The sequence below is a fragment of the Candidatus Nitrospira allomarina genome, from assembly GCF_032050975.1.
Taxonomy (GTDB): domain Bacteria; phylum Nitrospirota; class Nitrospiria; order Nitrospirales; family UBA8639; genus Nitrospira_E; species Nitrospira_E allomarina.
Window position 1 is genome coordinate 1,444,733 of the sequence record NZ_CP116967.1, and the last position, 13,863, is coordinate 1,458,595.

The following is a 13,863-nucleotide window of genomic DNA, read 5'->3' on the forward strand; positions in this document are numbered from 1 at the left end:
ATGCAACCAAAATTGACAGCAAAAGCATTGTGTGCGAACAAGGAAGTCGGGAAGATTTCTAAGGTTATTGTTGATCCACTTTCCCACGAAATCAGCCATATCATCGTTCAAGAATTGAATGGCCACGGTGCGCAACGCCAGATTCCTATTGACCAAATTCAGGAAGTAGTGAGCGAGGAGGAAATTGTCCTTCGGTGTTCACCCGAAGAATTCGGTCAATTTCCCGTACTGGAGCGAGATCAGTATGTGACGATTAAGGAAGTTGAAATTGCCCATTTGGAGGATCATTTGCATGTTGAACCTGGGGAGATTTTGGTCCCTCTTCCACGATTGGAGCAAGGGGTACCCAGGCGCACATTTTTTACCAATATGACACATGCGATTGGGACCTTAATTGCCCTGCCCTTAGTGTTTCCTGTGTTGAAGTATCTCATGAAACCCATGTTCAAACCCTACGATAATGCCTGGTTTTCCGTGGGCAACGTAAAGAAGGTGAATAAAGAGAATATTGGCTTCCAATTTAAATTTACCCGTGGATTTAAAGAAGCCTTTATGCCAGAGCAACAGATTGAGAAAAATATTTGGGTGGTCAAGGCGACTCCGGCCGTACAACAAGCCGTATACGAGGGAAATGATAAGAAGTTTTATGATGATAAGGGGGATGTCATTTGGGTTAACAAGTCAAATTCTCCCTATATCGGCTACTCTGGGAAATGTCCCCATTTGGGTTGTGGGTATAAATGGAGGAAAACAAAAAACTTTCCAGATGGGGTGTTTTTGTGCCCTTGTCATCTGAGTATTTATGACGAAGCTGGAAAAGTTATCGACGGGCCGGCACCGAGACCGCTTGATGTACTTCCTCTGAAAGTTGATGCCGGTGGAGAAGTGAAGATCATTGATGTTGAGTATAAAGCCGGGGTTAATAACCAAATTCGGCTTCTGTAAAAGCCTAGGATGGAATGGTGAAAGGCGCATGAAGGAAGACAGTCAAGTCGCAAGTCAACAAAACGCTTTCGAAAAGGTTGTTGAATTTGTTGATGAGCGTGTAGGTCTGAAGAATATACAGGCCAAAATGCTGAATGAGCCAATTCCTGGTGGTTCTCGCTGGGCCTATGCTTTTGGCTCCGTATTGCTATTTATCTTTGTTCTTCAAGTTGTCACGGGGATACTGCTGATGTTCTATTATGTCCCCAGTACCGATCACGCTTACGCAAGTACACAATATATTATACACGAAGTGGACTATGGGTGGTTTCTTCTGAGCTACCATTTTTGGGGATCATCTGCCATGGTAGTGATGGTCTTCGCGCATATGTCCCAAGTATTTTTATGGGGTGCCTATAAAAAACCCAGAGAACTGGTCTGGTTAGTCGGCTTGGCTTTATTTGGCATTGTGATGGGTTTTGGTTTTACAGGTTATCTCCTCCCATGGGATCAACGCGCATACTGGGCAACGGTGGTTGGCGTAGAAATCATGGATAAAACTCCAATTGTAGGGGATTTTTTGGCTCGTTTTCTTAAGGGGGGTCCCACTCCAGGGCAAATGACCTTAAGCCGGTTTTTTGTTATTCATGTCATGGTCTTGCCGGCTGCCTTAGCGGGGCTGGCTGGCCTTCATATTTTTCTTTTTAGAAAGGCTGGGCCCGCAGGTCCGTTTAGAGGCACACCAGAGGAAATTAAGGCCAAAACGGATTACTTTTTCCCGCGTCAAATCTGGAAAGATATTGTGGCCATGGCCACAGTTTTTTTAATCATTTGCTCCCTTGCTTTCATTGAGCCAGTCGTGTTGCTGGAACAAGCGACTCCGGATCCCGGCGATTATCATCCTGAGCCAGAGTGGTATTTCTTGTTCTTGTTTCAGTTGCTTCGATTGAAAATTTTTGGCGGGGAGTTTGGCCAATTTCTTGGAGCTATGGCCATACCAGGGGCATTTATGGCGTTTTTAGCGGCCCTGCCTTTTTTGGACACAAGTTCGGAGCGAAATATCTTTAAGCGGCCAATGGCTCTTATTGGTTGGACGGTGATTATGGTTTTTATTCTGGTGTTTACCGTGTCAGCCATTATAAACCGCCACTTTTTAGACTAATCTCTGGGAACATATGTCAAATACGAAGTTAGGGCTTTTAGTTTTCTGGCCTACATTCTGGACCGGGTTTCCAATAAAGATGGTGGTTGCCTTATTGTTGCTAGCGGCACATATGCATCCATGGGAGGGAAGCGGACTTTTTCTATTGTTACTTGTCTCCATACCCGTAGATATTTGGGCTCTTGGTTTATGTGCGAGAACCGTATTTATCGATAGGTTAAAGGTTAATCCGAAACCAGGTTTTGGTCTTCATCTTTGGATCCGATGGGTAGCCTTTAGTGCTCTGGCATTACCACTCATCATGATCGTGGTGTCCGCAGTGACGGAAACCGCTCAGTCGGTGGTTTCCAGTATTGTTGAATCAATTAAAGAGAATATATTCGTCATTCCCGTCGCTGAACAGATTAGTCTTGAGCTGGTGATGTGGGGGAGTGTGTCGTCTATTGTTCTTATTCTTTGTATATTAGGGTGGTTGTATGGCCTAGGGTGGCTTGCTCAACCATTTGTAAGAAATGCGACACCGGTAAAAGGGTCAGCAGTGGACCAGGCTAGTTTCTGGGACAGCTTACGTATACCATCGGACCAGCCTCTTCTCCTAACCGCATTTACCGGGGCGGGGGTAGTACTCGTGTTTCTCTTTTGGGTTCTCCTGCCTCCTACAACACCACACCCACATGAAGAATATGTCTATACTTTTGAAAAAAAAGGAGTGGTCAAAGTTGAGCCCCAAAAGGTATTGAAGGAAGCGGAGCAAGTTCTGGCCAACGCGGAACTTGTGGTGAGTAAGCTTCAGGAGGAAAAGTCTGGAGATACAAAAACGTCTTTAGAAGCTGGCGAAATTTCACCTAAGGCCATACCGGAAAATAAGACTGACAAGCGACCTTCAGTAGAGGATGGGGGGAAACCCTAGACAAGGTTTGTGGGCTCTGGTGAGGAGCCTTGAACAAAATAATGAACGATCGAAGGGGGGCCAGAATGACATCGGCCGGCCAATTACGACATGCAACCGTTGTGCAAGGAATGAATAGAATGCCTGGATTGCTTAAATTTGGAAGTTTTTTGGCCCTTCTCTTTCTCCCGGCTTTGGCCATGGCGGCTGGAGGTGCGGAAATTCAGGCCATGTCGGTTGAATATCGGGATGTACCTGGAATCGGTAGCCGTAACCTGGTATGGGTGGTCGCCCAGCAACACCTGCTGCTGGCTGGGTTCGTTTTAGGTGTTCCGATTTTTGCCTGGATATGCGAGTTGGTGGGATGGAAAACCAAAGAACAACGGTATGACAAGCTCGCCAAAGAGTTTACAAAGCTCCTAACTTCAGCATATGCCACCACCGCCCTCTTCGGCGGAATCCTTCTGTTCCTTCTGATCGGACTCTATCCAAAGTTGATGGCCTACCTGACTGATATGTTTTTCCCTTCCTTCCTTGTCTATTGTCTACTCTTCTTATTGGAAACGGCTACCCTGTATATGTATTGGTATGGGTGGGATTATATGCAGGGAAATAAAAAGACTTTCCATCTTTTTTTAGGTTTTCTTTTAAATCTTTTTGCCCTCGGAATCATGATCGTCCCTAACTCATGGGCAACCTTTCAGGCTAGTCCTGTGGTGGTAGGGGATGGAGATGCTTGGGCTAGGGCCTGGATGGCTATGCAAAACCCAACCTGGTGGCCTGTCAATATCCATAGATTGATCGCCAACGTGGTGTTGGGTGGATTTATAGTCGGAGCGTATGCGGGTGTCCGCTATTTACTCGCGGTATCACGTGAAGAGCGGGAGCACTACGATTGGATGGGGTATGTCGGGAATTTTATTGGTGTGTTTGGTATGTTACCTCTCCCATTTGCCGGCTATTGGCTTATGCGGGAGGTCTACCAATACAACCAACAAATGGGGATTACCCTTATGGGTGGTTTCTTGGCATGGCTGTTTATCCTTCAGGCTATGCTCATTGGAGTGCTTTTCCTCGGAGCCAACTATTATTTTTGGTTGGGAATTACCCACCGAATTCCAGGGTCTGAAAACCAATATAAAAAACCGGTTATGGGGATGTTGATCGTCCTGTTATTGTGCCTTGGTGTGTGGATGACTCCGCATTCCTTAGTGGCGAGCTTGGCGGAAGCACAAAAAATGGGTGGTACCCACCATCCTTTACTCGGGGTGTTCGGGGTGATGTCCGCAAAAATGACCGTGTCCAATATCATGATCCTCGTAACGTTTATGAGTTTCATTATGTATTGGCGGGCGGGAAAACAAGAAACCGCAGGATGGGCCAAAGCTGCCAAGGCTATTATGGGAGGCTTACTGGTTATCGCAGGTATCGCCGTCGTGGTGCTTGGGGTATGGGGATATTTTGTCCCAGCCATTATCCGTATTAATTATTTCTCGGTTGCCCAGGTGTTAATTGTGCTGTTCATCATGGTTACGTTCACCCCATTAACCGCTTTGTTAATGAAAAGTGCTAAAACGACAACGGAAATGGTGTGGGGAAAAATGCCAATTCGAGCAGGATATAGCTTGGTGCTAAATGCAGTGATGGTGATTTTGCTCATGTCCCTAATGGGATATGCACGATCATCATCTCGGGTGCACTGGCACATTTATGGCGTCATGAGAGATACCTCGGATTATGCTTATTCACCTGCGCTAGGGTATGCGGCGGCATTTATGTCCCTTAATACATTTGTATTTTGCCTGATCGTCGCGTTTATATTTTGGGTGGCGACCTTGGGTGATAAGGCCAAATCTCAGCCACCAAAGGGATCTGCCATGGAGATTCCTGGCCACACCGCTCCGGCAATGGCTGGTGGTGCACCGAGCTCAGGGGAAAAGCTTGAATAGGGATGGAATAAGAGAAAGATTCAAGAGCTATACATCTTTGAAAAGCATGGGTGAGGAAACATGAGTGAAGTCGCGCTATTGCAGATAATCGGCATGTGTGTCATTGGGGTGGGTATCCTCATCCTCTTGTTTATTAAGGGCATGTTTCTTAGGGTGCTTGGTTTCGTCGCGATGGTGTTGGGAGTCTTTAGCCTAATTGCCTTGAGTGTTCCCCAAATGGCGTCCTTGCCTCCGGCGGTAGAAACCTTCGATCTTGCCAGCGTCAAAAGTCCGGATGATTTGGCCTCCATTGGGCAAAAAATATTTTTTAGCAAGGGACAATGTGCGTTATGCCATTCCATTGGACCGAGCGAATCGGCCAGATGCCCTGATTTAAATGGCATTGGAGCAAAACTGTCTGCTGAATTTATCTATGAAAGTTTAACCCAGCCTCAAGCCTATATTTATTTGGACTATAGGCACGATGGTGTTCCAAAAGAATATCCTGCTCAGATGCCCCATATCGACCAGGATCCCATAGGCTTAAGCAAGCAGGAAATTTATTCGGTTATTGCGTTTCTCCAAAAAATGAGTGGGGAGCCCATCAGTATCAAAGTTGAAGATATAATGGAAACTGTGAAAGAAGCAGCCAATTCTTTAAAGGTGGCCTCGGTCTCCTCTACACTTACATCCCAATTGCAGAATTTGGCTGATCGATAAAGGAATAGCCACAATGAGGAGAATATCATGAAAGGTCCTATCATTAGTGGGGCTATCATTCTTGCTGGAATGTTCATATTTTTGAAATTCCTTCTTCCGTTAGTGACGGCACCTCTTCCAGCCAGCTTAATTTACCTTTATTTGGCTCTTGTTCTGAGTGGAATTTTGATTTATGGAACCATGAGTGCGCCTTCCTTGGAGGCCATGATGGGGCCAATTTTCAGATTTTTATCGGGGAAAGGACAAACGGGAGCAGGGCAGATGGCCCGGTTGGCGGTGTTGGTTATGTTCCCTCTTCTGGTGGGGTGGCAAACGTACAGTCGACTGGTCCCTAGCGATCTTCCACCTGCCGAAAACAGGACCATTCATCCGGCCCCGCCAGGTGAATTTGTCGGCTTATCGAATCCTTATCCTAAAACCCCTGAGAATATTATGATGGGGAAAGGCCTGTATGCCGCTTATTGCTCACCCTGCCACGGAGCAAATTATGATGGAAAGGGCCCAGCGGCCCCTGGCTTTAATCCTCCTCCTGCCAACTTTAGTGATCCGGGAACTATTGCGCAATTACAAGAGGCGTATTTGTTCTGGAGAATAAAAAAAGGGGGGGTGGGTTTACCTGTAGAAGGAATGCCTTGGAAATCGGCTATGCCCAGATGGGAAGAGGAATTGCCAGAAGAGTTTATTTGGAAAATTATTATGGGTGAATATGATGGGGCACACCAATCCCCTCGGACTTGGGAAGAAGAAGAAGAATAGACTCAAGCCAATTATGTTGTGGATGAATGAGTGGAGAATATGACATGTTGAACGGACTAGGAAGCCTCAGGACACTATCCATTATTGGGCTGTTCGGGGTCCTGGGATTTTCGTCAGCTTTTGCCAATGAACCACCTGCTTCAGATGAGCCAGGAAGTGTCTCGGTTCGATTGTATCAATTAGAAGGCAGCTTGCCGTCAGAAGACCCAAATTCTTCACAATGGGATACTGTGCCTAGTTCTGAATTTAACCTGGCGCCCCAGGTGCATTGGCCTCCTAGAATCCAGGAGGTGACTGTGAAGTCGGTCAAGGTCAAAGGGGTTCATAATGGCCAAGAACTGGCTATTCTCGTGGAATATGCAGATCCTACCGAAGATGGCGCCGATGCCGCAGCACTTGAATTTATGGTGGGTGATAAACCGGCTCATTTCGCGCATGGTCAAGAAATGTTACAGGTTGAAGGGGGACCGGTAAATATTTGGTTTTGGAAAAATGAAAGTGGCAAGGCAGTTGATATGAGCGCAAAAGGGTTCAAGACCTTGGAAACCCAACCCCATCAGGATGTTCAAGCAAAAGGTATTTGGCAAAATGGTATTTGGAAAGTGGTCTTTTCCCGTTTATTGAAAACCGAGGATGCTCAGGATGTGCAAGTTGAGGAAGGCGAATGGCGTAATGTAGCATTTGCCTTTTGGGATGGGGCGGTTGTCGATGGTCTGGTAAAGGAAAAGGGGGGCCAGAAGGCCGTCTCTACTTGGTGGTATATTCGGGCAGAACCGAGTGCAGATAATTCCATTTTTGGATGGGTTATTTTAGGGTTAGCCCTCGCAGCGGCCTTTGAATTGGTGATAGTCAGAAAACTGAGAAAGGGGCAACCAGTATGAAACGGGTAGCGGGAGGCGGTCGCGATATGACAGTCATCGGGTTGGCCGTACTCGGAATAACCTTCACGCTATTTTCTGGCTGTGCGCTTTTTGAGGATGAAAGAACGGCGAAGGGTCGAAAGCTCTATAACCACTATTGTAGTCATTGCCATGGGGAGACCGGTCAACAGGGAGAAGGATTCAATTGGGAGCGCATGTCCGACCCCCGCCCCAAAAATCTCGCATCTACTGCCGAAATGTCCACTTTCAGTGATGAGGAGATTTTCCATACCGTTTATCGGGACATGAAAGATACCACTGATCAAAAAGTTATTGATGATGAGAACTATTTTGCTGTACCAACCATGCCAACCTTTAAGTATACGTTATCGGAGGAAGAAATTTGGTCAATTGTGGGATACGTTCGAACCCTTCATGGGATGTCGCTGAGCTATGATTTGGAAACAAGAAAGAAGGAATTAGAAGAGGCATTGCAGGTGGCGCAGCAAGAGATGGAAGCCACAAAGGCCGCCTACGAGGCAGCCGCCGAAAAGGCAGAGGCTGCACAGGCAGCCTATGAAGAAACGTTAACTGATGAGCAGCTTGAAAGTTACGAACCCAAGGAAGTGACCATTCCTGAAGAAGAAGTGTTTCTTGCCGCCAATGAAAAATATGAAACGGCAAAAGCCGCCGTTGATAATTTTTTAAAACGACCGAAAAAGCCACAAGTTGCACGACCTGATCTTTCCATTGCTGAAGAAGACCGCGCGACTCAAGCTAAACTGGGAAAGCAGTTATATAATGATAAATATGGTTGCCAGGGATGTCATAGTCTCAACGATGAGGGCGGGGTGGTTGGCCCTGCATTGGATCGAGCAGGCTTTCGCCTCAATCCTACATGGGTCTATCGATGGATTCTATATCCTCAAGCCATGAAAAAACATACCAGAATGCCAAATTTGGGGATTTCAGAGCCAGATGCAAAGGCTCTCACATATTATCTCGGGACGCTCCAGGCCCCAAAGCCTGATAATCAGAGTGCCACGTCAGAATAATCTCCCAATGGCCCTTTCTCTCCTTGAGATGTATCTTTTTAGGCTTAACCTTAGCCTGACCAGGCGCTCTTATATGATTTTTTTTCTGCCAGGAGCCGCTAAACTCCGATGGTCGTAAAATCAAAAGCACCGGGAAATGCTCTTGATGACCAGGGCAGGTTGAAAGTTTGAAAAAAAGATGAGTGACTAATATTTGAAGGAGGTGTCTGGCTAATAAAAATTAAAGGAAGCGGTCGATTTGTAATACTTTCCAAGTGTACCTATCAAAGGCCCATCAAAATTCCTCCTAAAATAAGAACCCCAACCCAGATATGTTGTTTGAATAAAGACAAGGCTTTCTTGCCTGAAATCTTTGAGCGGAGAAGAAGGACTTGATAGCCCAATATGACGGCTACTCCCACTAAGGTGAAAGAATATTCAACTCCCAGATGATTGATTCTGGCGACCAAGGCCAAGCACCCCAGCATAATCAAAGCGGCAATTCCCACCCCAAGCCAGGTGAAGGATCCAAAGAGAATGGCGGTGGATTTGACTCCAATCCTTTGGTCATCATCTTTATCCTGGATGGCATATATCGTATCGTAGACCATCGCCCAACATACCGTTGCTGCAAAAAGAACCCAGGCCGAAAGGTCCAACTCGTTGCGAACAGCAGCCCACGCCAAGACGCCCCCCCACCCAAATGCTAAGCCCAAAACAAATTGGGGAAAATGGATGAAACGCTTGCAGAAGGGGTATACCCCAGCAAGCACCAATGCCACAGGACTCAAAGCAAGCGTCAGGGGATTCAAGAACAACAACAAAATGGCTGCTAGCCCAAGCAAGACGACCAAAAATGCTATTGCTTGGGAAGGGGCTAATTGGCCGGAAGCGAGGGGGCGGTGCCGTGTCCGTTGGACTTCCCGATCGAATGATCGGTCTGCCAGGTCATTCATAATCACTCCCGCACTTCGCATGAGGAATGATCCCAAAATAAAAATTATAAGAAGTTTAAGGCTGGGCCAACCCTCCGAAGCAAGAAACAGGGACCAAAGCGTGGGAAAGAGTAAAAGTAGAGTCCCTGTTTGATTGAACAACCGGATTAGATTGGCAAATGCAACGGAAGAAGGCATGGACCGTTTATTGGGATGACTATAAGAGTAAGTGAAACGTATGGTGTAACATGAGAATGGCTTAATCCGCCTGATCAGAGCAAATGACTCCTGAGTTCTGGTTCAGGTGGAAGTGAATCCCATGACTTGGGAAGCCCTACAGGGTTACTTCACCGTAAATCGTGCGATACAGAGGATTCGATCCGGTTCTTTGGAAGGGGCGACCACGATCATCCATTCGCCGGTGTGTAAATCCGGATATAGTGTTTTTCTGGTCCACATGCGATAGCCTGGAGAGGGCTGAATAGGGATATCCACTTCTGAAATTTTTGTCCATGTTCCGTCGGTTTTGTGATGCCAACTGTGACGAATCTTTCCTGTTGTGGTTGCTTCGATTTTGGTCCAAAATATCACGTGGGAGGTTTTTGAAGTTTGAACCATTGGAATGGCCGCTTGCCCGTTTTTATCCTTTTCGCAATACGCCGGAGGCAAGAATATTCCCTGTGGGGTTCTCTTGTTCACTTCCTTGGATAACACGACAGTCTTAACCAGAAAGTCAGCCTGTGCCAGTAGGGGTGTACCTGCCAAACCGATTAGGAGCCCGATTCCCCTAAATATGTGTTTTACTCGATCACCCACTTCTGCCCTCATTTGGACCTTTAGACTACGTCAACCCGAGAAACTAAAATATACCTGCGGCCTTGTCAATGGAGAGAGTGAAGTGCGGGAAAATGGGCGGAACCGACGATTGCTCGCCCAAAATCCTTCATTTTTCCAAAAGAGCTAGAATCTTTGGAAGTTGACGTTACTAAGCGACGAAAGGTATAAACGGGCACAAAGAAAACCTACCAAGCTAGTGCTCCAGAGCGTTCTGTCTTTCGCGATTTGATTCCTCAAAATGTGAGCCGGCGTAGCTCAGTGGTAGAGCAGCTGATTCGTAATCAGCAGGTCGGTGGTTCAATCCCACTCGCCGGCTCCAGCCAATATCCTATCGGACAGGCTTCTAAAGTTATAGGTCCAAGAGTTTCGGTCTTTTTCTTCTTTCACAACGAGTGTCGGTAATCTGAAATGGAAGTATAGAGCCTACATGGCTGCCATTTCCTTTCCGGTCAGAATCTAACTTGTTGGTACTTCTCCTTACCTATTTCTGAAATTCAGGCTCTCAAGCTAGAGAATTTATCTCGACCATTTATCTAATTTGAGTTGGGGGACTCCTGTCAGGTTTCCTAACAGATTTGTCGCCATGCAACTCAAATTAATCTGCTCTCAAAGCACGTGATCTCACCCTACTGCCGAAGGTTGACTAGACCAACTGTCAACGGATTTAACACCGGGTTTTGGTCGATCCAGACTATTGTGGTGTTCCAACACCCCAATCACCCCTGTTCGTTTAGATTTTATGGAAATGGTGGTTGTCTGGTGAGTTCGGAAGAGAGGCACATGGTTTGCTTAACCGAGGCTGAGAAGAGGAACACTTATTATTTGAGGGACATTATGAAAATCTGTGAAAAATGTCAGGGATCAATGGTGCTAGAACGCGCTGTGGATTTAGAGGTTGGATTGAGTCTTTTGTATTTTGCTTGCTTGAATTGTGGAAAACGGATTCAAGCCGAAAAAGAGCCGCGCCCTTTAGTACATTAATGATTGTAATCTATATAACTATGAATATGGAGGAGTCATGAAAAAACAGAGTCGACCATTGACTTATGATGAACTTAAGGCGGCCGAAGCAGCTTTTCGAGGGGCACCGTTCGACCCGCAATTGTCCGAATCTGCCAGAAGGGTGTATCTAGGAATTTCCTCTGCAATGGCGAACAAACGTAATGAGGCGTTCCAGGATTATGATCTTACACAAACGGACGTTAGGGCCAAATGCCCGTCAACGGAATCGCAGAATCGATCAAGAGCAAAATCTTCTTTATGGTAATTTCATTCCACTCTTCTCAGGACAACCCGGTGATCGGGTTGTCCTCAGCCATTTCCTTCCATTAGCGCTCGACAGCGCATTATTCCTCATCTACAATAATTTTTTGGTTACGGGACCTCCTTGGCGTTGAGTTTAACCGGAGAGACTGTATCTGCATGGTGGAGTGGATTATGCCGAAGAATGTTTGGGTTCCTTCCTGGTATTAGATCCCGTTTTTTCACCAATTTTTGTGATGAGGTATAATCATCTATACTGTCATCACGCTATTTAACTTATCTATGAAGTTGTTAATCAATACACATAGTTTTTGGGCTCGACCTCCACAGATTAAAGGAGCCATTTATGGGTCGGTGCTTCTTATGATTCTTTTATCTGGGGCCTCGGTGTTTGCCTATGCGGGGGGAATGAAGTCGGAGGAGGAGGTGATCAATCAAGCAAGGGCCGCGTGGATGAAAGGATCCGCTAGCCAAGCCTTAGATATTCTTGACCAGGAAATTCCCCATTTTCCCAAAAATACAATTATCCAAAAACTTCGAGGAAACATTCTGACGACAATCCGTCGGAACCAGGAAGCCTTAGAGGTCTATGATGCCATACTTGAACGTGAGCCCGATTCGTTGGGAGTTCGTTGGGCAAAATGGAGTGTATTGATTCGGATTGGAGAAGGAGATTTGGCCATTACCGAACTAAGGGGTATCGCTAAACGATCATCTCAAAACCCTTTGATTCATCTGCGTTTAGCACAAGAACTCCGGAAACTTGATCGTTTAGAGGAGTCTCTTGAATCATATCGCCAAGCGGTCCTTCTGGCTCCCGAAATGACGGGATGGCGATTGTCTTTAGGCCGAGCGCTTTTTGATGTCTTGGATTATGAAGGGGCCAGAAAAGAAGTGGAAGGGGTATTGAAAAATGTCCCAAAAGGCTCTCCGGTCGAAGCCGCTGCTCGCAATTTGTTAATGGTGGTGTATGGGGCCACAAAGGAGAGAGGGCGCCGTTTTCAACCCATCTTTACCCCGGAGGGCACTGGGGCAGATCTTAAGCAATGGGCGTTGATCCGTAATAAGGCCTGGAAACTTTTTACGGCCGGCAGGTATGAGGAAGCCGAGCCTGTATATCGAGAAGTTCTCATCCTCAAACCTTCCGATCATCGAGCGGCTTATGAACTCGGTCAGACTTTAATGGAATTGAATCGCTATCAAGAAGCCATCGACTTTCTCCAAAAGGGAATCGATCAGGGTGCGTCCAATGATGTGTATTTGGACTCTATTTTTCGTATTGGGCAGTGCCTGGTGGAATTGGAGCGATGGCCTGAAGCGTTGATGCATTTTGAATTACTTCAAGAGTTAGGCTCTGTACCAAGAGTTGCTTCTGAGGAGAGCCAGGAAAGTACCGATGATGCTCCAATCGTTGCCGGGGCACCGGTTCTCGATATGCAAAAGGTGGCACAATGGTTGGAGAAGATTCGGACCCATCTTCCCAGTACTCCAAAGTCCCCAGTAGTTCCCGGCCCAGCCAGACCTGATCCCGTCATCCCCGATACGCCGCCGGTTCAAATTGAGGAATTACCAACAAGAAGCCTAGAGGGTTTGGAACCGGTTCATTCCCGAGCATCCCTAATGGGGCGTGACGCGGATTTCAGTTGGTTCCGCTTCGCCATTCCCGCAGAGATGGTGATGCGTGATGATCTGCTTATGGGGTCTCATGAATTTATTCCCATTGACCCGGGAGACACTTTTCCCGTTACTCAACCAGAAATATATGTGGTATTTGGTTTAGTCACACCTTCCTACGATGAAATCCCCTTAACTGCCAAATGCTTTCTTGAAAAGTCTGAGATTTATTCCAGTCAGGTCGCGCTAGTCCAGGATCGGGTCATTATGAGCATGAATGATCAATCCGGATACTTTCGGTTTCAAATTTCACCGGAAGGAGGTTGGAAACCCGGACTCTATCGTTGTGGGTTATTTGTGGGAGACGAGGCCTCGGCTTATAACGTAGCTGATGATGTGAGATTTCGGATTGTTGCCTCAGACTAGACAGGAGCACTAGATAGAGATTCGAAGGTCAAATGATCTCGTTCTTCTTGAAGGGCGTGTGGGTTGTGCGGGCTATTCCATTTTTCCCTTTATCAATATTTGCTGTCATTCCAAATTCTTTTTTGCTACCTGAATTTTCTCGCACACTTCACTCCTCCATTTGAAATACCTTCGATTAACCGACAAGGGACCGTACCTACATGGTAGCTTCTGTCCCCCACTGGCCCCATCGCAAAACAACTTTTTCGTTCAGGCGAATAATCAGGGCGGTCAGTGGCCAGTTAATGGGATTCAGTGTTCTTCCTTTCTTTCCTCGCCCGTAGGGCAAAATCTGTTTTCCCTCTGTAAGGATAAACATTTCTTTTTCACCAATACGGCTTCGGCTTTTGTGTAGCATCTCTATAGGATATGGAAAACTCCTTCGGTCCGTGTGGTCGGAAGGTTGTGCCGCAGGGAATTTCATTGTTATTTGAGTATGTTTTTCAGGTACTTTTTGGGCAGTCATTTTCTTCCCA

The 13,863-nt window shown here is 46.5% G+C and carries 12 protein-coding genes and 1 tRNA gene; 10 read left to right on the forward strand and 3 right to left on the reverse strand.

Translation table 11 applies throughout. From position 1 onward, the window contains the following. The 8 genes from PP769_RS06265 (at position 1) to PP769_RS06300 (ending at position 8,294) form a co-directional block, all read left to right on the forward strand. Entirely contained in the window at positions 1-945 is a 945-nt protein-coding gene (locus PP769_RS06265) for a QcrA and Rieske domain-containing protein (RefSeq protein WP_312646097.1), read from the forward strand. Positions 946-973: 28 nt separating this feature from the next. Continuing rightward, the gene (locus PP769_RS06270) at positions 974-2,086 is read left to right on the forward strand and encodes a cytochrome b (protein WP_312646098.1); all 1,113 of its coding nucleotides are present in this window, start codon (positions 974-976) and stop codon (positions 2,084-2,086) included. A gap of 79 nt (positions 2,087-2,165) precedes the next feature. Next, positions 2,166-2,996: a hypothetical protein gene (locus PP769_RS06275; protein ID WP_312646099.1), complete on the forward strand. Its 831-nt coding sequence runs from the start codon at positions 2,166-2,168 to the stop codon at positions 2,994-2,996. A gap of 41 nt (positions 2,997-3,037) precedes the next feature. Then, positions 3,038-4,924, forward strand: coding sequence for a cytochrome ubiquinol oxidase subunit I (locus PP769_RS06280; protein ID WP_312646100.1), 1,887 nt, complete (start codon positions 3,038-3,040; stop codon positions 4,922-4,924). Positions 4,925-4,984: 60 nt separating this feature from the next. Then, a complete protein-coding gene (locus PP769_RS06285) occupies positions 4,985-5,623 on the forward strand; it encodes a c-type cytochrome (RefSeq protein WP_312646101.1) in 639 nt (212 codons plus the stop codon). A 27-nt stretch (positions 5,624-5,650) separates the two neighbouring features. Then, positions 5,651-6,379 (forward strand): c-type cytochrome, encoded by a 729-nt coding sequence (locus PP769_RS06290; protein WP_312646102.1) that lies wholly within the window; start codon positions 5,651-5,653, stop codon positions 6,377-6,379. A gap of 44 nt (positions 6,380-6,423) precedes the next feature. Further along, entirely contained in the window at positions 6,424-7,260 is an 837-nt protein-coding gene (locus PP769_RS06295; protein ID WP_312646104.1) for an ethylbenzene dehydrogenase-related protein, read from the forward strand. Beyond that, the gene (locus PP769_RS06300; protein WP_312646106.1) at positions 7,257-8,294 is read left to right on the forward strand and encodes a c-type cytochrome; all 1,038 of its coding nucleotides are present in this window, start codon (positions 7,257-7,259) and stop codon (positions 8,292-8,294) included. The genes PP769_RS06295 and PP769_RS06300 overlap by 4 nt, the downstream gene beginning before the upstream one ends. Positions 8,295-8,557: 263 nt before the next feature. On the opposite strand, the gene ubiA is transcribed toward PP769_RS06300, so the two are convergent. Together ubiA and PP769_RS06310 are read right to left on the reverse strand one after the other, a co-directional pair. Then, positions 8,558-9,406, reverse strand: coding sequence for a 4-hydroxybenzoate octaprenyltransferase (ubiA, locus tag PP769_RS06305; protein WP_312646107.1), 849 nt, complete (start codon positions 9,404-9,406; stop codon positions 8,558-8,560). Positions 9,407-9,550: 144 nt separating this feature from the next. Then, the gene (locus PP769_RS06310) at positions 9,551-10,024 is read right to left on the reverse strand and encodes a DUF2914 domain-containing protein (protein WP_312646109.1); all 474 of its coding nucleotides are present in this window, start codon (positions 10,022-10,024) and stop codon (positions 9,551-9,553) included. Positions 10,025-10,289: 265 nt separating this feature from the next. Between PP769_RS06310 and PP769_RS06315 the strand changes: the two genes are divergently transcribed. Continuing rightward, positions 10,290-10,364: transfer RNA gene (locus tag PP769_RS06315), tRNA-Thr, on the forward strand. Positions 10,365-11,671: 1,307 nt separating this feature from the next. After that, on the forward strand, positions 11,672-13,348 hold the full coding sequence (locus PP769_RS06320) for a tetratricopeptide repeat protein (RefSeq protein ID WP_312646110.1): 1,677 nt from the start codon (positions 11,672-11,674) through the stop codon (positions 13,346-13,348). Between the two features lie 196 nt (positions 13,349-13,544). Here PP769_RS06320 and PP769_RS06325 read toward each other — a convergent pair whose 3' ends face one another. Further along, complete coding sequence (locus tag PP769_RS06325; protein WP_312646111.1) at positions 13,545-13,853, reverse strand: hypothetical protein; 309 nt, start codon at positions 13,851-13,853, stop codon at positions 13,545-13,547. Between the last annotated feature and the right edge of the window lie 10 nt (positions 13,854-13,863).

What these genes read in the sequence shown, in the direction of transcription:
- PP769_RS06275 (WP_312646099.1), top strand. Translation starts at nt 2,166, where the DNA reads ATGGTGGTTGCCTTATTGTTGCTAGCGGCACATATGCATCCATGGGAG.
- PP769_RS06285 (WP_312646101.1), top strand. Translation starts at nt 4,985, where the DNA reads ATGAGTGAAGTCGCGCTATTGCAGATAATCGGCATGTGTGTCATTGGG.
- PP769_RS06325 (WP_312646111.1), bottom strand. Translation starts at nt 13,853, where the DNA reads ATGACTGCCCAAAAAGTACCTGAAAAACATACTCAAATAACAATGAAA.
- ubiA (WP_312646107.1), bottom strand. Translation starts at nt 9,406, where the DNA reads ATGCCTTCTTCCGTTGCATTTGCCAATCTAATCCGGTTGTTCAATCAA.
- PP769_RS06320 (WP_312646110.1), top strand. Translation starts at nt 11,672, where the DNA reads ATGATTCTTTTATCTGGGGCCTCGGTGTTTGCCTATGCGGGGGGAATG.
- PP769_RS06295 (WP_312646104.1), top strand. Translation starts at nt 6,424, where the DNA reads ATGTTGAACGGACTAGGAAGCCTCAGGACACTATCCATTATTGGGCTG.
- PP769_RS06270 (WP_312646098.1), top strand. Translation starts at nt 974, where the DNA reads ATGAAGGAAGACAGTCAAGTCGCAAGTCAACAAAACGCTTTCGAAAAG.
- PP769_RS06265 (WP_312646097.1), top strand. Translation starts at nt 1, where the DNA reads ATGCAACCAAAATTGACAGCAAAAGCATTGTGTGCGAACAAGGAAGTC.
- PP769_RS06290 (WP_312646102.1), top strand. Translation starts at nt 5,651, where the DNA reads ATGAAAGGTCCTATCATTAGTGGGGCTATCATTCTTGCTGGAATGTTC.
- PP769_RS06300 (WP_312646106.1), top strand. Translation starts at nt 7,257, where the DNA reads ATGAAACGGGTAGCGGGAGGCGGTCGCGATATGACAGTCATCGGGTTG.
- PP769_RS06280 (WP_312646100.1), top strand. Translation starts at nt 3,038, where the DNA reads ATGAACGATCGAAGGGGGGCCAGAATGACATCGGCCGGCCAATTACGA.